The 26,349-nt window shown below is 51.6% G+C and carries 25 protein-coding genes and 2 pseudogenes; 22 read left to right on the forward strand and 5 right to left on the reverse strand.

The window, feature by feature from the left end; genetic code table 11:
• Positions 1 to 104: 104 nt before the first annotated feature.
• The 5 genes from V3C10_02170 (at position 105) to V3C10_02190 (ending at position 4,957) form a co-directional block, all read left to right on the forward strand.
• Entirely contained in the window at positions 105 to 1,169 is a 1,065-nt protein-coding gene (locus V3C10_02170; GenBank protein ID WVP62645.1) for a TRAP transporter substrate-binding protein, read from the forward strand.
• 104 nt (positions 1,170 to 1,273) lie between these two features.
• Positions 1,274 to 1,759, forward strand: a complete 486-nt coding sequence (locus V3C10_02175; protein WVP62646.1) for a TRAP transporter small permease — start codon at positions 1,274 to 1,276, stop codon at positions 1,757 to 1,759.
• Complete coding sequence (locus V3C10_02180; GenBank protein ID WVP62647.1) at positions 1,756 to 3,057, forward strand: TRAP transporter large permease; 1,302 nt, start codon at positions 1,756 to 1,758, stop codon at positions 3,055 to 3,057. The genes V3C10_02175 and V3C10_02180 overlap by 4 nt, the downstream gene beginning before the upstream one ends.
• Before the next feature lie 183 nt (positions 3,058 to 3,240).
• The gene (locus V3C10_02185) at positions 3,241 to 3,903 is read left to right on the forward strand and encodes an RraA family protein (GenBank protein WVP62648.1); all 663 of its coding nucleotides are present in this window, start codon (positions 3,241 to 3,243) and stop codon (positions 3,901 to 3,903) included.
• Between the two features lie 241 nt (positions 3,904 to 4,144).
• Positions 4,145 to 4,957 (forward strand): carbon-nitrogen hydrolase family protein, encoded by an 813-nt coding sequence (locus tag V3C10_02190; GenBank protein ID WVP62649.1) that lies wholly within the window; start codon positions 4,145 to 4,147, stop codon positions 4,955 to 4,957.
• A 498-nt stretch (positions 4,958 to 5,455) separates the two neighbouring features.
• Here V3C10_02190 and V3C10_02195 read toward each other — a convergent pair whose 3' ends face one another.
• Complete coding sequence (locus tag V3C10_02195) at positions 5,456 to 6,577, reverse strand: IS110 family transposase (protein WVP62650.1); 1,122 nt, start codon at positions 6,575 to 6,577, stop codon at positions 5,456 to 5,458.
• 338 nt (positions 6,578 to 6,915) lie between these two features.
• Here V3C10_02195 and V3C10_02200 point away from each other — a divergent pair, with 338 nt between their 5' ends.
• The 8 genes from V3C10_02200 to V3C10_02235 all read left to right on the forward strand — a co-directional run bounded on the left by V3C10_02200 (position 6,916) and on the right by V3C10_02235 (position 14,974).
• Positions 6,916 to 8,355, forward strand: a complete 1,440-nt coding sequence (locus V3C10_02200) for an ethanolamine ammonia-lyase reactivating factor EutA (protein ID WVP62651.1) — start codon at positions 6,916 to 6,918, stop codon at positions 8,353 to 8,355.
• 252 nt (positions 8,356 to 8,607) lie between these two features.
• Positions 8,608 to 9,981: an ethanolamine ammonia-lyase subunit EutB gene (locus V3C10_02205; GenBank protein WVP62652.1), complete on the forward strand. Its 1,374-nt coding sequence runs from the start codon at positions 8,608 to 8,610 to the stop codon at positions 9,979 to 9,981.
• A gap of 4 nt (positions 9,982 to 9,985) precedes the next feature.
• The gene (gene eutC, locus V3C10_02210) at positions 9,986 to 10,951 is read left to right on the forward strand and encodes an ethanolamine ammonia-lyase subunit EutC (GenBank protein WVP62653.1); all 966 of its coding nucleotides are present in this window, start codon (positions 9,986 to 9,988) and stop codon (positions 10,949 to 10,951) included.
• Positions 10,952 to 11,015: 64 nt separating this feature from the next.
• Complete coding sequence (gene eutL, locus V3C10_02215; GenBank protein WVP62654.1) at positions 11,016 to 11,669, forward strand: ethanolamine utilization microcompartment protein EutL; 654 nt, start codon at positions 11,016 to 11,018, stop codon at positions 11,667 to 11,669.
• Between the two features lie 10 nt (positions 11,670 to 11,679).
• Complete coding sequence (locus V3C10_02220; protein ID WVP62655.1) at positions 11,680 to 13,197, forward strand: acetaldehyde dehydrogenase (acetylating); 1,518 nt, start codon at positions 11,680 to 11,682, stop codon at positions 13,195 to 13,197.
• Positions 13,198 to 13,258: 61 nt separating this feature from the next.
• Positions 13,259 to 13,546, forward strand: a complete 288-nt coding sequence (locus V3C10_02225) for a BMC domain-containing protein (protein ID WVP62656.1) — start codon at positions 13,259 to 13,261, stop codon at positions 13,544 to 13,546.
• Between the two features lie 185 nt (positions 13,547 to 13,731).
• Positions 13,732 to 14,019 (forward strand): ethanolamine utilization microcompartment protein EutM, encoded by a 288-nt coding sequence (gene eutM, locus V3C10_02230; GenBank protein WVP62657.1) that lies wholly within the window; start codon positions 13,732 to 13,734, stop codon positions 14,017 to 14,019.
• A 223-nt stretch (positions 14,020 to 14,242) separates the two neighbouring features.
• Positions 14,243 to 14,974 carry a hypothetical protein gene (locus V3C10_02235; protein WVP62658.1) on the forward strand — a complete coding sequence of 244 codons (732 nt, stop codon included), beginning with the start codon at positions 14,243 to 14,245 and terminating at the stop codon, positions 14,972 to 14,974.
• Here V3C10_02235 and V3C10_02240 read toward each other — a convergent pair.
• Positions 14,901 to 15,065: pseudogene (locus tag V3C10_02240) on the reverse strand (DUF6783 domain-containing protein). The gene V3C10_02235 and the pseudogene V3C10_02240 overlap by 74 nt on opposite strands.
• On the opposite strand from V3C10_02240, the pseudogene pduL reads away from it, so the two are divergent.
• The 6 genes and pseudogenes from pduL (at position 15,042) to eutP (ending at position 19,319) form a co-directional block, all read left to right on the forward strand.
• Positions 15,042 to 16,100 (forward strand): annotated as a pseudogene (gene pduL / locus V3C10_02245) (phosphate propanoyltransferase). The pseudogenes V3C10_02240 and pduL overlap by 24 nt on opposite strands.
• A gap of 5 nt (positions 16,101 to 16,105) precedes the next feature.
• The gene (locus tag V3C10_02250) at positions 16,106 to 16,384 is read left to right on the forward strand and encodes a EutN/CcmL family microcompartment protein (GenBank protein ID WVP62659.1); all 279 of its coding nucleotides are present in this window, start codon (positions 16,106 to 16,108) and stop codon (positions 16,382 to 16,384) included.
• Between the two features lies 1 nt (position 16,385).
• Positions 16,386 to 17,735 carry a 4Fe-4S dicluster domain-containing protein gene (locus V3C10_02255; protein WVP62660.1) on the forward strand — a complete coding sequence of 450 codons (1,350 nt, stop codon included), beginning with the start codon at positions 16,386 to 16,388 and terminating at the stop codon, positions 17,733 to 17,735.
• 215 nt (positions 17,736 to 17,950) lie between these two features.
• Positions 17,951 to 18,496: a BMC domain-containing protein gene (locus V3C10_02260; GenBank protein ID WVP62661.1), complete on the forward strand. Its 546-nt coding sequence runs from the start codon at positions 17,951 to 17,953 to the stop codon at positions 18,494 to 18,496.
• A 13-nt stretch (positions 18,497 to 18,509) separates the two neighbouring features.
• Positions 18,510 to 18,872 (forward strand): BMC domain-containing protein, encoded by a 363-nt coding sequence (locus tag V3C10_02265; protein WVP62662.1) that lies wholly within the window; start codon positions 18,510 to 18,512, stop codon positions 18,870 to 18,872.
• 3 nt (positions 18,873 to 18,875) lie between these two features.
• The gene (gene eutP / locus V3C10_02270; protein ID WVP62663.1) at positions 18,876 to 19,319 is read left to right on the forward strand and encodes a EutP/PduV family microcompartment system protein; all 444 of its coding nucleotides are present in this window, start codon (positions 18,876 to 18,878) and stop codon (positions 19,317 to 19,319) included.
• A gap of 125 nt (positions 19,320 to 19,444) precedes the next feature.
• Here the strand turns inward: eutP and V3C10_02275 are convergent, their stop codons facing one another.
• The 3 genes from V3C10_02275 to V3C10_02285 all read right to left on the reverse strand — a co-directional run bounded on the left by V3C10_02275 (position 19,445) and on the right by V3C10_02285 (position 22,051).
• Positions 19,445 to 20,293, reverse strand: a complete 849-nt coding sequence (locus tag V3C10_02275) for a MurR/RpiR family transcriptional regulator (GenBank protein WVP62664.1) — start codon at positions 20,291 to 20,293, stop codon at positions 19,445 to 19,447.
• A gap of 135 nt (positions 20,294 to 20,428) precedes the next feature.
• Positions 20,429 to 20,695: an EamA family transporter gene (locus V3C10_02280; GenBank protein ID WVP62665.1), complete on the reverse strand. Its 267-nt coding sequence runs from the start codon at positions 20,693 to 20,695 to the stop codon at positions 20,429 to 20,431.
• Between the two features lie 486 nt (positions 20,696 to 21,181).
• A complete protein-coding gene (locus tag V3C10_02285; GenBank protein ID WVP62666.1) occupies positions 21,182 to 22,051 on the reverse strand; it encodes a LysR family transcriptional regulator in 870 nt (289 codons plus the stop codon).
• Positions 22,052 to 22,374: 323 nt separating this feature from the next.
• Between V3C10_02285 and V3C10_02290 the strand changes: the two genes are divergently transcribed.
• From V3C10_02290 to V3C10_02300, 3 genes are all read left to right on the forward strand, one after another.
• On the forward strand, positions 22,375 to 23,610 hold the full coding sequence (locus V3C10_02290; protein WVP62667.1) for an MFS transporter: 1,236 nt from the start codon (positions 22,375 to 22,377) through the stop codon (positions 23,608 to 23,610).
• 61 nt (positions 23,611 to 23,671) lie between these two features.
• On the forward strand, positions 23,672 to 25,081 hold the full coding sequence (locus tag V3C10_02295) for an AbgT family transporter (protein ID WVP62668.1): 1,410 nt from the start codon (positions 23,672 to 23,674) through the stop codon (positions 25,079 to 25,081).
• A 49-nt stretch (positions 25,082 to 25,130) separates the two neighbouring features.
• The gene (locus tag V3C10_02300) at positions 25,131 to 26,333 is read left to right on the forward strand and encodes a M20 family metallopeptidase (GenBank protein WVP62669.1); all 1,203 of its coding nucleotides are present in this window, start codon (positions 25,131 to 25,133) and stop codon (positions 26,331 to 26,333) included.
• Positions 26,334 to 26,349 lie beyond the last annotated feature (16 nt).

Below are 26,349 nucleotides of genomic sequence, written 5' to 3' on the forward strand. Positions count from 1 at the left end.
CCGAATTCCAAAAACAATCAGAAGGGAAGACAAATTCCGGGGAAAACAAGGAGAACAGTGAGAAGGCTCCGGAGACATTTTGACAAAAGAAAGGAAGAAAAGGTATGAAAAGAGGGTTAGCATTGACACTGACTGTAGCGATGCTGGGGAGTTTACTGGCAGGTTGTGGAAGCGGAAACGGAGGCGGAGGCAGCGCTCCGGCGGCAGCCCCAACTGCGGCGGAAGCGTCGGGAGAAGTGGAAACAGTTTCCACTCCGGATAAGATATTAAAGTTTACGGATCAGAATTCGGAGGATTCACCGGCCGGTATGTGGGAACAGAAATTTGCCGATCTTGTGAAGGAGTATACAAAAGGCCATATCCAGGTTGACTTGTATTTTAATAATACACTGTGCGGATACGATATCCAGCCTCTGCAGGCCGGTATCTGCGATTTCATCCAGTATGTCCCGTCATCGGCGGGTGATCTGGACAGCAGGCTGGGAGCATTTGATGCGCCTTATATTTACCGGGACGCCGATCACAGGCTCGCCGTATTTGATCCGTTCAACTCGGAACCGCTGAAGGTAATCAATGAGGCGCTGGAAGATGACGGCGTTATGCTGCTCAGCAGTTTTAACTCCGGTTACCGCCAGATTACATGTAACTTCCCGATTAAGAACCTGAGTGATATGAAGGGCGCGAAGATCCGCGTGGTTCCATCCGACCTCTATCAGCAGCTTTTCACTGCTTTCGGCGCAGCGGCAACACCGATGGCATTTTCTGAGGTGGCGACGGCGCTGATTACCAATGTAATCGACGGCCAGGAGAATCCGTATTCCGTAATCGTGACCAATGCCTTATATGAGGTTCAGAAATACTGTATGGAGACCAATCATCTGCCGACGAACCATGGCCTCTGGATGAACAGGAACACTTATGAAGGACTGACTCCGGATCAGCAGCAGGCAGTACTGCAGGCCGCTTATGACGCATCCGCTTATATGGACGAGTACATCCTGGATAAGGTGGAGGAATATAAGAAAATCTGTGAAGACAACGGAATGGAGATTATCGATGAGAATAACGGTCTCGATATGGCGGCATTCAAAGAAGCGGCCGAAAGCGTTTACGACTATTTCGGCGATGACTGGGGAGAGATGCCGGATCTGATCCGTGCAGTCAAGTAAAATCAGGTTACTATTCACGGCTCATGTTCAGCCTGATGTTACCATTTTGTTACTGCTCACAGAGAGAACAGTAACACCGTTTTGAATGAAAAGGAGAAATTAATATGTCAATACTGGGTAAAGCGTGGAATGCATTCAGAAACTTTATCAGTGGCATAAGCGGGATTTGGTGTATCATCATTATCGCGGCTCTTGATATTCAGATTTTCTGCCGTACTTTTTTAGGATATTCGACAACCTGGAGTGAGGAGGTTGCGGAACTGTGCTTTGTCGGCCTGATTTTCTGCTATCTGGCACAGTGCGAAAAAGAGGGAGCCCACCTGCAGCTGGAAATTCTTTTCCAGATTTGGCCAAAATTAAAGTTTTACATGGATGTGGCGGGGAAGACGATCTGCATTATATACTGCGCGTTTGTCATTTACAGTGAGTCCCTGCTGATTCCCACAACAATGAAACTGACGACGGCCGCATGCCATATCCCGATCCGCTATGTACATTATCTGATTGTGCTGGGGTCTGCCATGTGGATTATACAGGAATGCATCAGCCTGTTTGAAATATTTAAGGAGAGGAGGGCACAGAAAGCATGAATATGATTTTACTGCTGCTCGGCTTTGTGGGCCTGCTGGCCGTGGGGGCGCCGATTGTCGTTGCCATGGGCCTGCCCGCAATTGTCTATTATATTGTGTCGGGGACTTCACTTTCACTGGTAGCCTATTCCTTCTACCAGTCCACGATGTCATTCTCTCTGCTGGCTGTCCCTGCATTCATTCTGATGGGAAACCTGGTAAGTGAACTGGGGGAGACCACAAGGGCGTTTGATTTTGCCCGCGCCCTGTCAAAGGGAAAACGCGGCTATTCCTCCCGTATCGCAGTCGTCCTGAGCCTGATTTTTGCCGGCATGTCCGGAGCGGCTATCGCAGGTGTCTGCGGACTGGGACCAATTTTCGTAGATTCAATGGAGGAAGAGGGATACGAGAGAGACTACGGCGCGGCGCTGACGATTGCCGCCTCCACCGTGGGCCCTATCTTCCCGCCGAGTATTCCTCTGGTCCTCTATGCAACGATTGCACAGATTTCAAGCGTCAAGTCGCTGCTGGGCGGCGTGGGGCCGGGCATCCTGATGTCCCTGATGCTTCTGTTCTATGTACTTCTTGTAGATAAGAAAAAACTGGTGAACCCGCCGATGGCGAAAGCGCTGGTGAAAGAGGAACGGTCCATGGGAGAATTACTGCTGCGCGCCCTCCCGATTGCCATTGCTCCGGTTTTAATTCTGATTACCATGCTCTCCGGTATCTTCAGCCCCGGTGAGACGGGCGGCATGGCGGTTCTTTACATGCTGCTTTTGGGAATCTTCCACCGCTCACTGACCTGGCGCGGCTTCTGGAAATGCGTGAAGGAGACGTGTAAATCGGTCAGCTCGATTATGGTTATCATGACGGCAGGCGGCATTTTTACAAAAGCGCTGATGCTTGAAAATCTTCCGGCCAAGATTATTGCCCTGCTGGGACCGGTGGCCAATGTTCCGATTGCAGTCATTCTGATCGTCAACATCATCCTGTTGATTATGGGAATGTTTATGGAAAGCAACTGCGCCCTGATTCTGACGGCTCCCATCGTGCTTCAGATAACGCAGGGATTCGGGATGGATCCCGTTTACATCGGCGTGATGATGGTTATGAACCTGATGATAGGACTGAGCACCCCGCCGTTCGGGCTTTGCATCTATGCGGTCTCTCGCGTTGCCAACGTGCCCTCGGAGAAGGTTATCAAGTCGGTGATACCAATGTACATACCTCTGGGAATCGCGCTGATCCTGACGTCGCTGATTCCGGCGATTACAACTTTTGTTCCCAATACGATTATGGGACTTTTGGCCGGCGGCTGATGCGCGTTTGGGAGGATTTTGTTGCTATTCACAGCGGCTATTTTGCGAGGTGTTTTCACTCGCATTTTGAGTGAAAGTCCCGAGTTATACGGCGCGAGACGGTATTAAAATACCATAGTCCTGCCGATAACCCAAATTAAAAATAAAAACAATAAATATAGGAAAAGAAAGGATAGAAACATCATGACACAGAACGAATTATTTGAAATTGCACTTACTACGGATCCGGCCCAGATTGGACACCATGTCCAGGGAGGGTATATGACCGGAATTTACCCAATCAGCGATGAAATTAAAGCCATCGGACCGGCATTTACCATTCGTCTTCCAGGGACGGACAATGCGATGCTTTACTATGCGATGAAGCTGGCGCCGAAGGGCTCCATGATTGTCATAGACAGAATGGGTGACAAGCGGATTGCCTGCCTTGGCGAGATGGTGGCACTATCCGCCAAAACCCTGGGAATGGCGGGAATCGTTGTGGACGGCCCAAACACCGATACCAGAGCGATCCGCGCCATGGGGTTCCCGGTATTTTCCACGGGACGCGCCTGCGTGACAAACACCTTTAAGGGACTTGACGGCGAATACGGCGTGCCGGTCAACTGCGGCGGCTGCGTAGTGCGCCCGGGCGATATTGTTTACGGCGACGTGGACGGAGTTATCTGCGCCCCGGCATCCCAGTTTGAGGAGCTGGTAAAGGCGGCAAAGGCGATGGATGCCAATGAAGTGAAATGGAGAGAAAACTTTGCAGAAGGCGGATATGTTGATAAATTCGTAAACCTGGAGCGCCTTGTAAAAGAAGGGGTTAAGGGAGCTATCGGTGAACTGAGCAAGGTAAAATAATGTCAATTCCGCCCGCAGCGGGCTTCTATTTGCGGGGGTATGGATAGGTTACTATTCACGGCCCATATTCCGCGAGGCGTTTTCGTGCGCATTTTGCACGAAAATCCCGAGTTTCACGGCGCGAAACGGCATTTTTGCCGTTTCTGCGCATCGCGGAGCGTGTTACTGTTCGCAGAACCGCGCTTTTCAGCGGGGTTGTGAATAGTAACATGGACAGGAAGAATCAGAGAGGTAAAAATCTATGAAAAGTAAATTTGTTTTAGCGCAGCTTGAACAGAAGGGGCTGCCGGAAGAGAATCTGGCAAATGCAAAGAAGTCGGTCGCCGAAGCCATGGAGCTTTATAAGCCGGACATGATGATTTTCCCCGAATGTTTTATGAGCCATTTTCCGACTGGGACGGATCGGGCCGTCTGCCTTGGAACCGCCCAGACTCTGGACGGGCCGTTTGTGACAGAGATGAGAAAACTGGCCGGGGACAACGGAATCTGGATTATCTTCGGCATGAATGAAAAGGTGGAAGACCCCGGGGATGACCGTAACTATAACTGCACCGTAGTCATTGACAGCAGCGGAGAAATTGTATCCACCTACCGGAAAACCCATCTTTATGATGCATTTGGCTATAAGGAATCCGATGATAACAAGCCGGGCGACCAGTTTTTTGAGCCGATCGATACGCCCTTTGGTAAAATTGGCCTCTTCGTATGCTACGAGGTCCGTTTCCCGGAGGTGGCGCGCTATCAGCGTTCCAAAGGCGCCGACATCATTATCATGCCGACCGCATGGGTGCCGGGTCCGCTTAAGAGCTCCCAGTTCCGCACGCTGATTTCTGCAAGGGCAATCGAGAACACCGTATATATGGTGGCCTGCGATCAGGTTGGCGTAAACGGCATGGGAGAGAGTGTGGTGGTTGACCCGATGGGCGTCATAACAGCGAGTGCAGGGGAGGTTGAGACATTAATCTGCGCCGAGATTGATACGGAGCGTATTGAACAGGTGCGGGCGAAATTACCGGCTTACAAGGACCGGAGGCCGGAGCTTTACACCATCTGAGGGTAGTCAAGAAATGAGAACGCAGGCCGGAGGCTGCCACCTGGCAGAGGCGTTTTTACATCCTTACATCTCAACTGATATGTAATGACTTTTGTCAAGTGTAAATTGCGGAACTTCACCACATACTTTTATTTTTTGTTTCTGAAGACATCTGGAAAGAGCTTCGGAGTGTCAGTTCCCGGCATTGGCCACTCTGATATTCGTGGATTGGTTACCTACAGGTCAATGGTCCGCCGTGGGCTCTACCGTCTAATTGCGTGGATCACAAATATTTGTGCCTACATAGTTGAGGCGTAGATAGCCCGAACCTTGAAATGGCCGAAACCCTTTCAAGATGTCTTCAGTTGTTACTTTGGATTGTGGCTAGATGTATGTGGCGCTAGCCAGCTTACATCGGCTTGTTTACCCGCTACTGTAGCGGGCGGTTACTGTCAGGGCCCTGACGCCGCAGGCGGTGCGCAGCAGCCTTGACCGGAGCCGCACGGTGCTGTAACCGTATCAGGCTATGTGATCCGTCATCATTCCCCACATGAAACAGGCCAGTTCCCTTGCGATTGCTGTTTTTGCTACATTGCTGCGCTTGTTCTGTCCAAGCACCATTTTGTAATAGCGCCGCCTTAGGCGCTCATTGGCCTTGTCTGCGTAAGCAATCACCTGTGGTGTATTTCCACTCTGGCGGGCTTTTAATTCCCTAGACTTGTATCCGATTTGCCCACGGCTATAACTCTGCGCCGCTTCAACCAGCAACCGGCGCACGTGGGTGTTCCCTGCCTTGGTGATGCCAAGCCTCTGTCGTCCGTCCCCGCTGGAATCTTCGCCTGGTACCAGCCCCAGGTACGATGCAAACCGGTCTGCTGTCGCAAACCGCTTGAAATCGCCAACCTCCACTATGACAGACAAGGCGGTCTGGGTTTTGACGCCAAGTAAACAGGTGAGCTTTTTGACATCTTCCCGATATTCCTCCCTGGACCCAAGCTCCTCAATACGCTGCTCAAGACGCTCCAGTTTATTGCTGAGCTGATCGAAGGTCAACAGATATTCGTCGAGAATCTCCTTGTACAGGCCATCCGGGGTCAATGCCCTGAGCCATTTGATATGGGTTTGAGTCCAGTGGCTGCCGCCTCTCTCATAGCGATAATTATGGCGCAAGCAGAATGCCAGGATCTGCTGCTTTATCTTTTTAAGCGCCAGCTTGTGGTCGGTTCGCATCCGGAGATATTCCTTGATTTCTTCATCCTGCTCCGTAGGGACATGGACCGGGCTATAATTATGCTGGGCCAAGCAGCGGCCAATCAGGGCAGCGTCGCGTTTGTCTGTTTTTATTTTTTTCTTCCCACGCTTCTGTAACATGGTAGTCGGAGCGAGGATTACGCAGTTAACATGATGTTCCGTTAACTGATGATATAAAGTGAAGCCGAGACAGCCAGCCTCATAACCGCATATGAAATACGCATCCTTTCCGTAAATGGTACGCAGAAACTCGAGATATTTTAGGACTTGTTTGTAATCCGATTCGACTTTCTGGACATGGGACGCTTTGTCTTCTTCGATTGTGAAGCTGCAAAGTGAAAAACTTTCCTTATGAACATCCATTCCTACGTAAACTGTGTTATAATTCATTTGATGACCTCCATTTGTATGCGGTAATCCCTGTTACCTTTGTTCTTAACAAACTTTAGTATACAGGTAAATCCACGAATTTACAAACTGGGGGTCATTACTTATTGTCTAAATACATCTTGACATCCTGCATACCCTGGCGATATAATAAAACATATAGTTCCAGTAATCCCAAATTAAATATTTTCATCATACAACAGGGTATGGTGTGACAGCAATAAGGCTCAGAGTGAGGAACCGGCAGTTCCGCACTCTGGGTCTTTTTTGCTTTTTTAAGATTATATCGATTGAGGATGTTTGAAAGCAGTGGAATACGCTTTTGGAAAGGAGAGTGGGGAATGGAAAATACCCGGATGCTCAGCGCGGGAATTGATATTGGGACCTCGACCTCACAGGTGATTTTCAGCCGCCTGACCGTCGAAAATACAGCCGGGTATTTTTCGGTGCCTGCTGTCTCGATTATTGACAAGGAAGTCGTTTACCAGAGTCCCGTCTACAGGACCCCCCTGATTGACGAGTCGTTGATCGATGGGGATGCCCTTCGCATCATTATTGAAAAAGAATATGCGGCGGCCGGGGTAATGCCGGAACAGGTGGAAACAGGGGCTGTCATTATTACCGGAGAATCGGCGCGCAAGGAGAATGCGCGGATGGTATTGGAACGGCTGAGCGGTTTTGCAGGAGATTTTGTAGTGTCGACCGCCGGACCCGATTTGGAATCCGTGATTGCGGGCCAGGGGAGCGGGGCGGAACGGTTTTCAGAGGAAAACGGAGCCGTGGTCGTCAACCTGGATATCGGAGGGGGAACGACGAATGTGGTTCTTTTCGATGGCGGAGAGGTGCGTGCAAGGGGATGCCTCGATATCGGAGGGCGTCAGGTAACCGTGGACGAACAGGGCAGGATTGCCTACGTGAGTCCCAGCGCCGGGCGGATTGCGCAGGCCTGCCATCTGAGCCTGCGGGAAGGGGAACCGGCCTCCCGGAAAGTTTTAGAAAAGTTGTGTGACGGTATGAGCGAGGTGCTGGAACAGATGCTGGGAGCCTCGGAGGCAACGCCTCTTCTGGAGGAAGTCAGGACGCCGGGGTCTGCACTGTTTCAACTTCCGGCCGACCGGGCCGTCCGTTATGTCTGCTTTTCGGGAGGCGTTGCGGACTGTATCTACCAGCCGGGCAGGGAACCATTTGCCTACGGGGATATCGGCGTGCTGTTAGGAGATGCAATCCGCCGGGGCCGTCTGTTCCAGGCGTTCCGTGTTATTGACGCAGCCGAAACGATACGCGCTACTGTGATTGGAGCGGGAAGTTATACGACCACGATTTCCGGCAGCACAATTGCCTACACGGACGGGCTGTTTCCAATGAAAAATGTGCCGGTGCTAAAGCTGTCACGGGAAGAAGAAACACAGTGCTGGAACGGTGACGGCGAGACGCTCTATCAGAAAGCAAAGTGGTTTCTGGAGCAGAACGACGCGTCGCGCATGGCGCTGGCGCTGGAGGGCAGAAACGATCCCGATTATCAGGAGATGAAGCAGTTGGCTGAGGTGACGGCGGATGCCCTTTCACGGGCGCTGCCCGGTGACGCCCCGCTGATTCTGATCGTGCAGGCGGATATCGCCAAGGCCCTGGGGCAGATAATACGGCAGAGAATGGCCGGGAAAAGACCTGTGGTGGCGGTGGATACCGTGAAGGCCGAACAAAACAATTTTGTGGATTTTGGACGTCCCATTATGAACGGACTTGTCATCCCGGTGGTTGTAAAGACCCTGATTTTTGGCTGACGGGACGTGAGGACAGGTTACACACGGTTACGATTCACAGCCGCTGTTTTGCAAACAGTAGTTACTATTCACAGCCCCGCAAAAAAGCGCGGTTCTGCGAACAGTAACACGCTTCGCGATGCACAGAAACGGCAAAAAACGCCGTTTCGTGCCGTGTAACTCGGGATTTTCACTCAAAAAGCGAGTGAAAACACCTGGCGGAATAATGGCTGTGAATAGTAACAACCAGTAACTACAACCTTGGAGGTACATATGCAATATAAAACAATACTATCGGGGCAGACCTTCACCTTCGGTTCGGTGAAGGAAGTCCTGGCAAAGGCCGGAGAACATAAGTCCGGCGATATCCTGGCGGGCGTGGCGGCGCAGTCGGATATAGAACGGATTGCCGCGAAGGAAGCGCTCGCGGGTATGACGCTTAAGGAGCTGTATGAGAATCCGGCGGCGCCCTATGAGGAAGATGAGGTTACGAGAATCAACATCGACGGCCTCAACCAGACGATTTATCAGGGAATCAAAAATTGGACGGTCAGTGATTTGAGGGAGTGGCTGCTGTCCTATGATGCCGACGAAAGCACAATCCGCCGGATTTCCAGGGGCCTTACGGCCGAGATGGTTGCAGCCGTCTGTAAACTCATGACAAATATGGATTTGATATACGGAGCCAGTAAAATCCGCATCACGGCCTGCTGCAACACAACGGTGGGTGAGCGGGGAATCATGGGAACACGGCTTCAGCCGAACCATACGACCGATAATGTGGAAGGAATCACCGCCTCCCTGTTTGAGGGACTTTCATACGGCTGCGGCGACGTCCTGATTGGGCTGAACCCCGTCAATGATACGGTTTCCAGTCTGGCGGAGGTTCTGAAGCGGTTTGATGAGGTGCGGAATTCGCTGGAAATCCCCACACAAATCTGCGTGCTCGGCCATATTACAACCCAGATAGAGGCCCTCCGTCAGGGAGCGCCCTGCGACATGATTTTCCAGTCGATTGCAGGAAGTGAAAAAGGCAACCGGGCCTTTGGATTCTCATCGGAAACCGTGGAGGAGGCGTTAGACCTTCTGCGCACCCACGGAACGGCGGCCGGGCCGAATGTGATGTATTTTGAAACCGGGCAGGGAAGCGAGCTGTCGTCAAATGCGCATTGGGGCGCGGATCAGGTGACGATGGAAGCCAGGTGCTATGCCTTTGCAAGAAAGTATCATCCTTTTATGGTGAATACGGTGGTAGGGTTCATCGGGCCGGAATATCTGTATGATTCCAAACAGGTAATCAGAGCCGGGCTGGAAGACCATTTTATGGGAAAACTTTCCGGACTGCCCATGGGCTGTGACTGCTGTTATACAAACCATATGATGGCGGATCAGAATGATATTGAAAACCTGTCCCTCCTCCTGGGAGCGGCCGGAGTCAACTATATTCTGGGCGTGCCGACCAGCGACGATATCATGCTCAATTATCAGACGAACGCCTATCATGATATCGGCACAATCAGGGAGATACTGGGACTGCATCCCATTCCCGCATTTGAGCGGTGGCTGGAACGGATGGGAATCATGGAAAACGGCAGGCTGACAAAACTGGCCGGGGATCCGACGATATTTACGAAGAAAGGACGGTGAGCGCATGCTGAGGCAGACAGAGATAGACCGGATTGCAGAGGAAATCCTTACTGAACTGCAGGGAGATGGTAGATTTGAAAGCGGAAGCCTGCGGGCCAAGTCGGAGGCCGCCGCCCGGGAAGCGGCCAGGCAGAAAGCGAAAAAAGAGCTAGAAGAGGTTGCGGGCAGCATGCCGCCGGGAAAACCGGATGGGAAAGACGCCGGAGATGGACTGATATCAGAGCCTCCGCCAGAGCTGGACAGAAAAGCGCCGCTTCTGGAAAATCCGCAGGATCCCGACGCCCTGCGGCGGATGATTGGCAAAACGACGGCCCGCATCGGCGTCGGCCGGTCGGGTCCGAGGCTGAAGACGAAGACGCTCCTGACACTTCGCGCCGATCATGCTGCGGCGAGGGATGCGGTGCTCATGGATGTCAGTGAGGAACTGATTCAAAAGCTCGGATTGTTTTCGGTGGCCACATGCTGTACCGATAAAAACAATTTTCTTACAAGACCTGATTTGGGGCGGGATTTCGATGAGGAGACAAAGGCATATATCAAGGAAAAGTGTGTCTCCCATCCGGATGTCCAGATTATTATCAGCGACGGGCTTTCCTCCTCTGCCATCGAAGCCAATGCGGCGCGTATCCTGCCCGTTGTGATGGAGGGGCTGAAGGAAAAGGGACTGAAGGCAGGAACACCAATCTTTGTGAAATACGGGCGCGTAGGAGCCCAGGACCGGATCTCGGAACTGGTGGGAGCGAAGGTGGTCTGCTCCTTCATCGGCGAACGGCCCGGACTGGCAACGGCGGAGAGTATGAGCGCCTATATCGCCTATCACGCTGAAGTGGGAATGCCGGAGGCGAGGAGAACCGTTGTTTCCAACATTCATAAGGACGGCGTCCCGGCGGTGGAGGCCGGAGCTTACATTGTGGATTTGCTGGCGCTGATTCTTGAAAAACAGGCCAGCGGAGTGGATTTGAAAAAGTAGAGACAGGGATACGGCTCACACGGCCGTATTCCGCGTATTTGTTCTCGAAGGCGGGAGGTGAAATATGGTTTCAAAACAAATCGGCACGCAGGTGCTCGGCGTACACATTCTTCCAAATGCCGATCCGATGCTGCGTGCGAACCTGGACATCCGTCCGGAGGATCGCAGTCTTGGAATTTTTACGACGGACTGCGACGACGTATCTTATGCAGCGTTAGATGAGGCTACGAAAAAGGCAGATGTATCGGTTGCATACGCAAAGAGCATGTATGCAGGCTCTGCCAATGCAAACACGGCTCTTGCCGGAGAGTTCATCGGCATTTTGTCAGGCCCGAATCCCGAGGAGGTCAGAAGCGGCCTGGAGGCTGCGATTGCCTATATTGAAAACGAGGCACATTTTTATACGGCCAACGAGGATGGTTCCATCGTTTACTTTGCCCACTGCATCTCACGGACCGGTTCTTATCTGTCCGCCCAGGCAGGGGTACCGGAGGGAACGGCAATGGCCTATCTGATTGCCCCGCCCCTGGAGGCAACGGTGGGGCTGGATGCGGCGCTTAAAGCGGCCGATGTGGAGCTTAAAACGTATTACGGCCCGCCGACCGAGACCAACTTTGCGGGAGGCCTGCTCTGCGGGAGCCAGGCGGCCTGCCTTGCAGCGTGTGAGGCATTTGCGGAGACGGTATGCCGGATAGCCGAGGAGCCGTTGGCATACTGAGAAATAAGGAATGTACAGAAAGGACGTGATCAGATTGACATTGGATCGTGATTTACAATCCATCCAGGAAGTGCGGAATTTGGTAGCCCGTGCAAAAGAGGCGGAGAAAACACTCTCCACATTTCCTCAGGAAAAGCTGGATGCGATTTGTGCGGCAATTGCCGCAGCATGTATGGAGCATGCAGAGGAACTGGCTAAAATGGCGGTACAGGAGACGGGATTTGGCAAGTGGGAGGACAAGGTCCTGAAAAACACACTGGGCAGCCGGATTACCTGGGAATCCGTAAAGGATATGAAAACGGTAGGCGTTTTAAGGGAGGATAAGGACAAGGGAGTCTGCGAGATCGGTGTGCCGATGGGAGTTGTGGCAGCTCTGATTCCATCCACCAATCCCACCTCAACCGCAATGTATAAGAGCATCATATCCATCAAGGCGGGAAACGCCATTGTAATCAGCCCCCATCCGGGAGCTAAAAACTGTATCACAGAGACATATAAAATTATAAAGGAAGCGGCTGAGCGTGCAGGTGCGCCGGAGGGAACGGTATGCTGCGTCAGCCTCACGACCATGGAGGCGACGGACACCCTCTTAAAACACCCGGATGTCAGCATCATCCTCGCCACAGGCGGAGAGGCCATGGTACATGCCGCATATTCTTCCGGCAATCCGGCCCTTGGGGTTGGACCGGGCAACGGCCCTTCCTACATTGAGCACACGGCCGATATTCCGGCGGCGATCCGACGCATTATGGACTCGAAAACCTTTGACAACGGCACAATCTGTGCCTCGGAACAGTCAATCGTCACAGAACGCTGCATCACAAGCCAGGTGGAGGAGGAGCTGAAACGGCAGGGAGGTTATTTCCTGACGCCGGAACAATCGGAACAGCTGTCCGGTTTTCTGCTCCGTGCCAACGGCACAATGAATCCGAAGATTGTAGGAAAAACGGCTGAAAAGATTGCCGACATGGCGGGAATCCGGATTCCGGAAGGGACACGCCTTCTGGTTTCACGCCAGGATCCGGCTGATGTCAGCAAGAAGAACCCGTATTCCCGTGAAAAGCTCTGTCCGATACTGGCTTACTTTGTAGTAGAAAGCTGGGAAGAGGCGTGTGAACTCTGCATCAGAATCCTGAAAAATGAGGGAGCCGGCCACACGATGACACTGCACACGAAAAATAAAGAAGTAGTCCGGGAATTTGCCCTTAAAAAGCCGGTTTCCCGTATTCTCGTCAATACGTCGGGAGCGCTCGGCGGCGTGGGAGCCACAACGGGACTGGCCCCGGCGCTGACACTGGGCTGCGGAGCCGTCGGAGGCAGCGCAACTTCAGATAATATTACACCACTCAACCTGATCAATATCCGCCGCGTGGCATACGGTCTCTGTGAGCTGGAAGATTTGAGGGAAAACGCTCCGGCAGAGTGTTCCTGTTCTTCTTCGGCGCCGGCCTGCACGGAGGATTTGAGGGAAGAAGACATAGAAGCGATTACACGCGCAGTTATTGCACGGCTGCGGGCGAAACACTAATTCAGAAAATAGATAAAAAATAAAGAGATAATAATGAAACAAATCCAAGGAGGAAAAGATTATGGCAGCATTACAGGCACTGGGAATGGTAGAAACAAAGGGACTGGTTGGTTCGATTGAGGCAGCCGATGCAATGGTTAAAGCGGCAAACGTAACTCTGATCGGCAAAGTACATGTAGGCGGGGGCCTTGTGACGGTAATGGTACGCGGCGATGTAGGAGCCGTAAAAGCGGCAACCGATGCGGGAGCGGCAGCAGCCGGACGCGTGGGTGAACTCGTATCCGTACATGTAATTCCGCGTCCTCATGCAGAAGTAGAACTGATTCTGCCGAAACTGGATGTAGAGTAACAGGAGTTTCGGTTCAGCCTTCGGCCAAACTGCAACAAAATGATGCACAGAAACGGAAAAAACACCGTTTCGCGCCGCACAACTAATATACCATGGCTGAACTGTTACTAATAACACGCTTCGCGATACACAAAAACAGTAACTATAAAGGTAATGAATAGTTACAATATAAAGGAGAGTAAATCATGGCAGCATTACAGGCACTGGGAATGATAGAAACAAGAGGACTGGTTGCTTCAATCGAAGCAGCCGATGCAATGGTGAAGGCGGCCAACGTGACACTGATCGGAAAAGAGCATGTGGGCGGCGGCCTTGTGACGGTAATGGTACGCGGCGACGTGGGAGCCGTAAAGGCGGCAACCGACGCGGGAGCGGCAGCAGCGGGAAACATCGGAGAACTCGTATCCGTACATGTAATTCCGCGTCCGCACGGCGAGGTTGAACTGATTCTGCCGGTACAGAACGCTGAGTAGGATGTTACTGTCCACTCCGTGACCAGCAACACGCTTTGCGATGCGCAGAAACGGTAAAAAACACCGTTTCGCGCCGTGTACCTCGGGATATTACCTGTGGACATCGACAGTAGGATACCGGGCGGCAGAGTTAGCAGAACAGCAGGTAACCGCTGGGAAGGTAACCGTTCAGACTTGTCCGGACCGTTACAACAGCAGTGTTTAAAGAATAGGGAATGTAACTATGAAAGTATTGACGGAAGCAGATTTAAGGACGGAACAGATTTCCCGGGCCGACCGGGAATACCGGGTGCCGCAGGGCACTTTTGTCACACCGTCGGCAAAAGAATTCCTCCGTGACCGCGGCGTGGAACTGATATTTGACTGCGTGAACCCGTCATCTCATGCCGCAATGACCCGGACCCCAATCAAAAAACAAGGAGGCCGCACATATATTGATGCTGCTACCGGTGAGGGCTATGGTGAAAAACCGGAGGATATGACCCATCTGCGTGGAAACCTCCTGGTTCCCAAGACCCATCCGCGCATTGAACTCCGCGGCCGGATAGACGGGCTGCAGGCACGCGTACTGCTAATGCAGGCAAAAAATCAGGATAATCGGGAGCTTTGCCGGGAGCTGGACAGTGTCCTTCAGTACCTGAGGGAAATCCTCGGGGCTGAGGTGAAAGAGGAGCCTCTTAGCGAGGTGCGGCTGTTTGGACTGGAACACAGTGAAATCAGGCGTATGTCCCACAATGTGAAGGAGTACTTCGGGATAGAGCACCCGATTCCCGACTGCACGATGGGGGAAACGGCTCTTGAACTGAATCTTCTCCGCACGCAGGTAAGGGAGGCGGAGCTGAGCGCGGCAAACGCTTTCCCGCAGGGCGATCCGCTTGGAATTATTGAACACTTAAACCGGCTGAGCAGCGGCATCTATATTCTTTTCTGCCGTGTTGTATCCGGATTACATTAGAGCATGTTTGAAAATTCATTCCCGCAATCTGCACGCCCCACTTCGCGGAAGATTTGGCCCAAATTCAGTTGCCGTAGCCCACTACGCTGCCCTCATTTGAGCCAAATATCCCACAAAGAGTGACGCACAGCTTACGGAAAGCAATTTTCAAACACGTTCTAGAGTGACGCGTGGGATAGTAATCCCGCTTTATCCCTGGGAGGATTTTATGAATAGACAACAGATACAGGAAATTATTCTCCGTGTTCTTGCCGAATGCGGAGAACAGATGATGGGCCGGGAGCTGCCTCTCGATTTTCCGGTGGAGGTTTCGGCCAAGCACGTCCATCTGACGAAAGAGGCGGTCGGACAGCTGTTCGGAGCCGGGGCAAGGCTGACGCCAAAGAGGCCGTTATCCCAGCCGGGACAGTTCCTGAGTGAGGAACGGGTCACCCTGGTGACGCCCAAAGGGAGAATTGAAAATGTGGCGGTGCTGGGACCGGAGAGAGAGGAAGTCCAGACGGAACTGTCTCTGACGGACTGCAGGGCGCTGGGAATCGACGCGCCGGTTTGCATGTCGGGAGATCTGGCTGGAGCGGGCGATGTGTATATCATCGGTCCCAAAGGAATGATATTTGCAAAAGAGAGCGTGATCATAGCGCAGGCCCATATCCATATTACGCCGCCCGAGGCCGGTGAATTCGGCATCATGGATGGACAGAGAGTTTCCGTAACCATCGGCGGAGAGCGGAAGATAACACTTGAAAATGTCATCTGCCGCGTCAGCAGCCAGGCGGCGCTTGCCATGCACATTGATTTTGACGAGGCCAATGCGTGTATGCTGCCAAAGAATGCTACCGCCAGAATGAGGGTTTTGGGAGACATATGCCCAGAGCAGGCACGCAGAAGCGGCAAATGTGAAGAAATTTCCGCCATGGCAGTAGAAGAAGCGGGCAGGAAAGCGCCGAAGCCTGCCGCAGGCGGTGCGGTTTTTGAAGGAAAGCTGATCACCGAGGCGGTGGCGCGCCGGCTTGCGTCCGAAAAACAATCAACGCTTACGGTGGCCAAGGGAGTCATTCTGACACCTTCGGCAAAAGACGTTTTGCGCCAGTCGGGAATCGAAGTCCTCTGGCAGGGGAGGAGGTAGGCCATATGATGATTTGTCAGGTAGTAGGCCATGTCTGGGCAACGAAAAAGGAAGAGGCCCTGAACGGACATAAACTGATGATTGTGCGGGAAGTGACGACAAACAGGAGAAACGGGGCTACCTTTGTGGCGGCTGACTCTGTTGGAGCGGGAATTGGAGAACAGGTTCTGGTGGTAAGCGGAAGTACGGCCAGACGGGCGATCGGTTCTGATGACTCTCCAATTGACAGCGCTATTGTCGGCATTATCGATTCCCTCGAGATCTCAAAGGAAAAGGGTGAGTAATATGCAGCTGACGGAACTTATCTATCAGGCCGGAATAATCGGCTGCGGCGGAGCCGGTTTCCCGACCCACGCGAAATATAATGGAACAATTGAAACAATTATAATCAATGGAGCTGAATGTGAGCCGCTTCTGCAGACGGACCGCTATCTCATGAGAAACAAGGCCGGGGAACTGATTAAGGCAGCGGATATGCTGCTCCGTGAGACCGGCGCGGGCGGCTGTGTCATTGCGCTTAAAGCATCCTATACAAGAGAAATAGGAGCCCTGGAGGAGGCAATCCGGTCACTCGGTTCGGAGGTCCGTCTTCACCGTCTTGAGAGTTTTTTTCCGGCGGGAGATGAGCAGACCATCGTCTACGAGGTGACCGGAAAGGTGGTGCCGCCCGCGGGAATCCCGCTGAATGTGGGCTGCGTTGTAAATAACGTCGCCACGCTGTACAGCATCTACGAGGCAATGGAGGGAAGACCTTTCACACAGAAGTATCTGACCGTGACCGGTGAAGTGAAACATCCGGTGATTGCAAAGGTGCCGATCGGAACACCGGTCGGTGAGTGCCTGAAACTGGCGGGAGGCCCGCTGCTTTCGGACTATGTGGTGGTCAACGGCGGCCCAATGATGGGAAAACTCATGACAAAGGAGGAGGCGGAGTCTGCGCACGTGACAAAGACCATGTCGGGGCTTATCGTTCTCTCTACGGACAGCAGTATCGCCAGACGCTCCGAAGTCACGCTGAAACACATGTTAAACCGTGCCAAATCGGCATGCATCCAGTGCAGTTTCTGTTCCCAGCTCTGCCCAAGGGCGCTGCTCGGCCATCCGCTGGAACCGCACCGGATTATGCGAAAACTCTCCTCCTGCCGCGATTTGACGGAGATACTGGACGATCAGGATGTACGGAATGCGGCGCTCTGCTGTGAGTGCGGAATCTGTGAAGTATACGCATGTCCGATGGGACTGCAGCCGAGAAAAGTCAATTCCCTGCTGAAGAGGGAACTGGCCGGGGCAGGCATCCGCTACCAGCGTACCGAAGGTGAGTGGAAGCCGGATCCGAACCGGAATATGCGCAAGGCGCCCACGGCCAGGGTGGCGTCCAGAGCCGGGGTGGCGGCATTTGAAGAGATCCGGATTGATGAGTTGAAAGAGATTACGCCTGCATTATCAGGGACGGTCCGCCTGGCTCTCCGCCAAAGTATCGGAGCGCCTTCGCAGCCAATTGTAAAGGACGGCGAGCGGGTGGAAGAAGGACAGCTTATTGCAGTCTGCCCGGAGGGAAGTCTCGGTTCTGCGCTGCACGCCTCCATAAGCGGAGTTGCGGTGCTGGAGGAACAGTACCTGGAAATCAGGCCTTAAGAAGTTACCATATTTTGTAATTATTCAGTACCTTCACAATTACCGCTTCGCGATGCACAGAAACAGCAAAAAACGCTGTTTCGCGCTGGCAAAACTCGGGATTTTCATGCAAAAACGCATGAAAACACCCTGCGGAATACTACCTACTGAACAGTTACCATATTTTGTACTGCATTGCGCAACAGACAGTATTCAGATAAAGGAGCATACAGAGAATGGAAGCAATCGGAATCCTTGAAAGCAATAGTATTGCCAAGGGAATTGAAGCGGCGGACGCGGTCCTGAAGGCGGCGGACACGACACTTTTATACGCAAAACCGGTGTGTCCCGGTAAATATACGATCCTGTTTTACGGCGACGTAGCCGCGGTAAACGCCTCCCTGGATGCGGGAGCCGCAGTAGTCGACGCCCATCTTGTGGACTCTGTCGTGATTCCCCGCGTTCATCCGCAGGTAATTCAGGCAATCAATCTCTCCACCACGCCCGATGGGGTGAATGCCGTCGGCGTTATGGAATTCTTCAGCGTCACGGCTGCGGTCTATGCGGCCGATGCGGCGGCTAAGGCGGCCGATGTGACACTGATGGATGTCCGTCTCGGCGTGGGAATCGGAGGAAAATCCTTTGCAATTCTCACCGGAGAAGTGGCGGCGGTGGAAGAGGCCGTGCGCTGCGGTATGGCGACGGGCGAGGAGAAGGGCCTGGCTGTGACCAGCACCGTAATTCCAAGTCCGCGGAAAGAGATCTTTGAGGCGTTACTGTAAAGGAGACGGCGGTATGACAGAACAAAATCCCTTTGATTCAAAACAGAGGATTATCCAGGAGTTTGTTCCCGGAAAACAGGTGACAATGGCTCATTTGATTGCCAACCCCAATGATGATTTATATAAGAAGCTGGGCGTTGTCAGCAAAACCAGAGGGGCTCTGGGAATTCTGACCATCACTCCCAGCGAGGCGGCCATCATTGGCGCCGACGTGGCGACAAAAGCCGCCGAGGTGGAGATTGTATTTGTGGACCGTTTCTCCGGTTCCCTTGTAATCTGCGGTGATGTGGCGGCGGTGGACGCAGCGTTAAAAGATGTCCTTCGCGTTCTGGGAGAGACACTTCATTTTACGATGACGGAAATTACGAGGTCTTAGGCCATGAAGAAGATTATGATGATTGGAAAGATAGGCTGTGGGAAAACGACGCTCGGACAACGTCTGATGAGGGAGACGGTCCGGTATCAGAAAACCCAGTCTATCCAGGTGATAGGGGACGGGATTGTGGATACCCCGGGAGAATATCTGGAACAGAAACAGTTTTACAGCGCGCTGATTGTCACTGCGGTGGAGGCGGACGTAATCCTGCTTCTCCTGTCCGCAATCGACGAACAGAATACATTTTCACCCAGGATGAGTTCCATGTTCAGCGGAAAGCCGGTGATTGGCGTGATTACAAAAACCGATCTCTGCAGCGATCCGCAGCGAATTGAGGCGGGAAGGGAAATACTTGAAATTGCAGGAGCGGATGAAATCCTGGAGATCGGGTTTGGCGACGACGGCTGTATTGAAAAGCTGGAAAGCAGGATAGATGAAATTGCTTAGATGGGCATATGGCCGAAAAGTGAATACGGATTTATATAGGAGGAAAATCCCCTGTGTACCGGAATCATAAAAGCGTTCGGTATGCAGGGGATTTTAAGCGTATTCTTTTCAGTTTCCGATTCCTGTCAATTTCCAATATAGAATGCAGGGCCGAGAAGTTCTTCCGTGTCCCTTAAAAGCTCGGCGGCCTCGTCATAGTTTTCTGCGGTCAGGGCCATCGTAAAGTAATTGATCAGACAGATGGGCGCAACGTGCGAATTCTGGTAGGATGCGGTTTTCACCCGGCAGGGAAGTACAATCTCAGCGTATTCCCTGGCAGCCACAAACGTTGCGGATGTGATCAGAATTACCTTTATCTGTTTCTTCTTCATCCATTCCAGCAGATGAATCGCAAGGGAGGTAAAACGCGGGAAGGCAAAGACAACACATACGTCCCCCTTCTTCATGCTCACCATTTCTTCCGGATATTCCATTCCGGTAAAACGGATAAGATGAAGGTTCTTCCTGATTCGTCCCCAGCTTGCGAAGGCGTAATAGGACAGTGAAAATCCCATTCTCATACTCATAATATAAAGAGAATCCGCGGACTGCATGAGTCCGACCGCGCGGTCAAGCTCCTCCTCCTTCAGATCCTTCATTGTATTCTCTATGTTTCTGATCTCTCTCTCAAAGGATGCCGCCAGTCTGCTGTTTACCTTCTCTTTTCCCGGTTCGCCGTCGGTTTCTCCGGGGAGGGAATCTTTATTTAAAACAATGTTCTGCGCATCTTTCTGAAGATCCGTGAATCCGGCATAGCCAAGCTGCCTGGCAAAACGTATTACCGTCGTAGTGCTGACTCCGACCAGTCCGGCCAGATCTTCCAGTGTTCCCACCGCTACTTTATCCAGATTATACAGAAAATAATTCGCAACTTCCTTATGCGACTTCGTCAGCTCATCAAAATGTGCCGTTACCCTGTTAATAAAATCTGCCATTTGTATTCCTCCTCTGTGTTCTGAGGCCTGGAGTATTCCTCCCAATATCACTTAAGCGTCCCGGCCCGCTATCAGGGCCGGAACGCCGCATATCAGCTTCTTTATTAACAATTCTAACATTGCACATTTAATAAGTCAAAACTTATTGCGATCGTCCCCGCTCTTTTCACCGCGGGCGAGCAGGAGCACGGCGCACAGGATGCACGTTATTCCAATCGCCGTGCGCGGCGTTACCGGTTCTCCGAAGAGGGCGGCGCCCGCCGCAACACTGGTCAGAGGTTCGAAGGTGCTTAGCATGGAGGACTTCTGGGGGCCTATCCGTGCGGTTCCAGTCAGCCAGGCCCCCGCTACGAGAAGAATACTGATCATTGAAAAGTCGATTAAAACGTCTGTCAGCGTCATACCTTTCTCCTTTACGTATCATACTTTACCGGGACAAATCCGGTATTCCCCGTGATTTCTTATGTTCACTTTGAATTTTGTTCCCCTTATGATTTTGGTTGATTACCTCCTTAAGGCAAAATGTTCTGCGCAGTACACTTTATGTATTATTTAATACATAAAGTGTAATCTACTACTTTTTCGCTGTCAATTGTGCTTCATGCCGAAAGTCGATTGAAATTTTTGTCGAAAATAGCCAGCTCTGACAGAGTTTCTTTTGAATTTCGTCCTTTTATACAATAACTATTCCCGGTAAAGAATAAAACAGGCTTGTAATCCGGCAATTTTTACAACAGAGTACAATAAATCCACTTTTTTCCACCTGCTGTCGTCTGTCAAGGCACGGAGTGATCAGTAACAAATTCTGAGAATGTTCCGTCAAATTAAAAACTCCCGCATACCACATAAAAATAAGAGTGGTATACAGGAGATAGTTGTGCTGCTGTTTTACAGTAAAGAGAATTTCATAAATTCCTCAATATATAGCTCCAGTTCTTTCGCCCGTTTTGGGGAATAGATGAGAAAGCCCTCTTCACGCGGACCTCTTTCAGATTCCGCGTATGGTATTTCGATGAGCTGCCCTGATTCCAGGAAGGAAGATGCAATCCGGGAGGGAAGGAAACCAACGCCGAGGCCGCCGAGAAGCATGTTCAGGAACAGAAAAATACGGTCGGTCTGATAGGGATAAATCCTGGCACGGTAAGTCAGCTCCAGCCAGGCGCAGAAGCTGTGGCTCCAGCGCATATCGATGAAGGGAAATTGTCCGGCCGTTTCGGGGGTAAAGCAGGGGCAGGGCAGTTCCAGCAGGGGGCTGGCGACAAGAATATATCGGCTGGACCAGAGCGTTCTGGTTTCCAGGAGCCTGTGCTGCGGAGCTTCAATCGTCACACCGAGATCGATAACGGAATCGATAACACTATTTGTGATTGCCATAGAATGCTCGCAGACAAGTTTCAGGGCGGTACGTGGGTGGTTACTGTGTATGACGCCGAGGAAGGGCTTCAGCGGAAACTGCCAGACGGAGTCCGGGGCGCCCAGTGTCAGAAAGGAGTTATACTTTTCCGACAGATGGAACAGCCGCTTACTTTCATCCTCGAGACCGGCAATACTTTCAGCGTATCTGAGGAAGAGATGCCCGCGGGCGGTGAGCTTGACGGAGGAGTTATTGCGATCAAAAAGAGTGCATCCCAGCTCACTTTCCAGGGATTTGATCCGGGCGGTGACGGCTGACTGGGAAATGTACAGCAGTTCCGCCGTCCGGCTGAAATTTTTTTCCTTTGCCACATACAGGAATGTTTTTATATCTTCGATATTCACGTTTGTACGCCTCCTTAGTTCCGCAGTTTCCATATTATTCTGCAGTTATTACGATAAATTAAAGGTATCAACTTTTCTGCGTTAAGTCAATAAAAGGTTATTGAAAAAATTGATTACTGTTCGCTAAATAATCAATTTTACATATAGTTGTAAAGGCATTATACTACAATTAAAGGCGGGAAACAAAATTAACAAAAAATTAACTTCAAAGATAATGTTACAAATCACGACTGATATTTCAAGAAACGTATTGCCGTTGGCGGCGCTGCGGTTTTGGGGCTGTGAATTGTAACAGGATCACTTCAGTAGATAGGAGGCTGAATTTGACAGCGTACTCTAAAATGGGATGCCGCAGAGCGTCCGCAACCCGCCTGCTTATTTTTCATCTCGCCTTTGCCGTTATATCAAATTGTGTCAATCCCGTCACTCCGGCTCTTTTTCTGGAACTGGGAATGCCGGATTATATGTTTGGCGTCGCTTTTGCCGCCATGGCAGGTGCATCCTTTTTGTTTTCCCCATTCTGGGGGAAGATGTGCCGGCGTATAGGAAGCACAAAAGTATTTGCATTGGGAATATTGCTGCACGCCGTTGCCCAGAGTTTCTTCAGCATTTCGGTGACCCAGACGGGCATTGTCCTCTGGAGAATGCTGGCCGGGGTGGCCTGCTCAGCCAGTACAGTAAGTACGATGTCCTATCTGATGGACGTGACGGAGGAAGCGGACAGGTACCGTTTCATGCTGTATCATTCGGCCATTGCCACCATCGGCTGCGCGGTGGGTTATTCCATCGGGGGAATGATCGGCACTTTTTCAATTATGCTGGTATTCAGGTTTCAGGTTACGGCAATGCTTGTATCCTTCGCCGCAATCTGTTTTACCTTAAGGGATCCGGAGCGGCCCGGGGCCCCGGCGGAGCAGCCGGGTAAGGGAAAAGAAAAGGCCGGAACCCTGCGGGTGTCTTCCCTGATTTTCCTTACGGCCGTATTTCTGTCCAGCTTTGCCACGACCGCTTACGATAATGCCTATAACTATTACGTGAAGGCGGCGCTCAATCTGCCGAATTACTACAACGGCCTGATCCGGGCCGGAATCGGAGTGATTGCGCTGGTGGTGGATTTTACGGTCGGACTCTGGATGATACGGAAGACAAATTCCAGAAAGACAATCATACCCGTTCTGATTTTATGCGCAGTCACATCGGGCATGGTTCCCTTTATCAAAAATGTATCATTTTACATAATGGGAAACTTTATTTTTTATGCATTCAATTCCCTGTACGTTCCAATGCAGCAGGCGCTTGTGACGGACGAGGGAGCTTCCGGGGACAGCGGGACTATATCGGGCTTGTTCACATCATTTTTGTTTGGTGGGAAAGTACTGGGAGCGCTTTTTGCAGGTTTTATTTACAGCATGGGGAATAAGCTGCCGTTTTTTATGGCTTCGGGATTCTTCTTTCTGTCGGCGGCCTTTGCCGTGATCAATTACCGGCAGAAATGCCGTAAAAATAAAAAAACAGATATTGCTGTCGGCAAATACAAAGTAGAGGGGAGGATTTATTGACAAAGGAAGTATTGATGGGGCAGACAGGTAAAATTCCATATGAGAAAAGAAAGGGGAAACTATGAAAGAGAAAAAGGAGAAGAAATTCAAACTGAAAGCGCCGAATCCGGTCATTATACTTGTGGTGATTATTTTATTGAGTGCAATTGCCACCTATGTCGTGCCGGCAGGTGTATTTGAGAGGGTGGAGGATGCCGTCACGGGGCGCATGGTTGTAGATCCCACGACATTCCACTATGTAACACAAAATCCAGTTAAACCGTTCGACATTTTTATGTCCCTGACACTGGGACTTCAGAAATCGGGAGATGTCATCTTTTTCCTGCTCATCATCGGCGGAGCCTTCGGCGTTATGGACGCGACGGGAGCGATCAAAACCGGGATGGGAAATATGGTCCGCAAGATGTCGGGAAAAGAAATCCTGCTGATTCCGGTCTGTATGACGGTATTTGGCCTGGGTTCCTGTTTTGCAGCCAATTTTGAAGAGTTCCTGGCTTTTGTACCTCTTGTAATTGCCGTATGTCTGGCAATGGGATTTGACTCGATCACCGCCATTGGAATGGTTTACGGCGCGGCCGGAGCCGGTTACGCCGGAGGATGTACGAATCCATTTACCGTAGGCGTGGCCCAGGGGATTGCCGGTCTTCCGATGTTTTCCGGTTTTGGGCTCAGGATGGCAGCTTTTATCGCCCTGCTGGCGGTCAGCATCGCTTATGTGACCTGGTACGGAATGCGGGTCAGAAAAAATCCGGAACGCAGCGATATGTACGGCGTGGATATGGGGGAACAGATCAGCATAGACGTCAATGATATTCCGACGCTGACCACCCGCCATAAGCTCGTTCTGCTCACCTTTGTCGGCGGAATTGTGGCATTGATTGTCGGCGTTATCAAGTTTGGTTTTTATATTGATGAACTGGCCGCTATTTTCCTGATTGTTGCAATACTTTCCGGAATTTTCGGAGGTTTGAGGCCGGGAAAGATTGCGGATGAATTTATAAAAGGATGCGGAAACCTGCTTTATGCATGCCTGATGATCGGCCTCTGCAGCGCGGCTACGCTGATTCTTCAGAATGCAAGCATACTCGACACAATCATTAACTTCCTGGCCGGGCTTTTAAGGGGACTTCCGGCAAGTCTCAGCGCCTGCGGCATGTTTATTGTCCAGGATATCATCAATGTATTGATTCCTTCCGGTTCCGGCCAGGCGGCGGTTACAATGCCAATCATGGCTCCTCTGGCGGATCTGATCGGCGTAACGCGTCAGACGGCGGTACTGGCATTCCAGTTTGGAGATTCTTTTACCAACATCGTGGCGCCGACCTGCGGCACCATCATGGCGGCTCTGGCAATGGGAAAGATTTCTTTTGGAAAATGGATTAAATTTATGGCCCCCATGTTCTTTATGTGGTGGGCGGTTGCTTTTGTATTTCTGATTTATGCGGCAACGGTTGGTTACGGGCCGTTTTAATGCGCTCTAATAGAAAAACAGGAAAGATACATGAAGGAGGAATAACCTGATGAAGATAGATTTTCGCCATGAGGCGCAGGAGATATCGGAGGAAATTGTCAGCTGGCGCAGAGACCTGCATAAAATCCCTGAGATTGGCCTGGTTCTTCCGCAGACGGTCTGCTATGTAAAAGAACGTCTGGAAGAGATGGGAATTGCTTACCGGACTTACGAAGGCCACTCCGGTATCACGGTGGATCTTGGGAGAGGCGGAGGCAGGGCAATTGCAATCCGGGCCGATATGGACGGCCTTCCGATGAGGGAGGAGACAGGTCTTCCGTTTACATCCACTAATGAAAACATGCATGCCTGCGGCCATGACGCCCATACGGCAATTCTGCTGGGCGCGGCAAAAATGCTGAAGGCCCATGAGGAAATGATACCGGGCCTTGTCAGGCTTATCTTCCAGCCGGGGGAGGAATTCCCGGGCGGGGCCGAACCCATGGTAAAGGACGGCGTGCTGGAAAATCCGAAGATGGATTATATCCTGGCTCTGCATGTGTCGAATAAGGGGAAAGATTACATAAACGGGGACGTGGTAGTAAGCTATGGGAACACCAGCGCGTCCGATGAACAGCTCTATCTGACCATAAAAGGAAAGGGCGGCCATGGAGCCAGCCCGGATCTGTGCATTGATCCCATCGCCATTGCCACCCTGGTGATCAATAACCTGCAGTATATTATCAGCCGTGAGGTATCGCCATTCAACTCTTCCGTGATCACCATTGCAACCGTAAAGGCAGGCAATGGGGCGAATAATATTATTCCCGATACGGCCGAGGTAATCGGCACGGTGAGAAATGTGGATTTAGAGTCCAGAAATTATGTAATAACGCGGATCCGGGAGATCGTGGATCATACGGTGAAGGCCATGAGAGGAGACTACGACCTGGAATTTAAGTATCCCTATCCTCCTCTTGTCAATGACAGGAGAGTAGTGGAGCGGTTTCTGGATGCAGCCGACCGGGTGCTGGGGGAAGGCCATACCCATATTATGGCCCGCCCGGAGATGGGAGGGGAGGATGCGGCGTTTTTCTTCCAGAAAGTTCCGGGGTGCTATTTTTACCTGCAGTGCCCGATGAAAAGCGAGATCGACGGTAAGGCATACGGGGTTCACAATTCGCGGTTCCGACTGGATGAGACGGTCCTGTTTCTGGGGGCTGCCCTGTTTGCGGAGACGGCGTTTGAACTGTTGGAGGATGAGGCCGGATAATGGCCGGGAAGGAGAA

The sequence above is a fragment of the [Clostridium] symbiosum genome, assembly GCA_036419695.1.
Taxonomy (GTDB): domain Bacteria; phylum Bacillota; class Clostridia; order Lachnospirales; family Lachnospiraceae; genus Otoolea; species Otoolea symbiosa_A.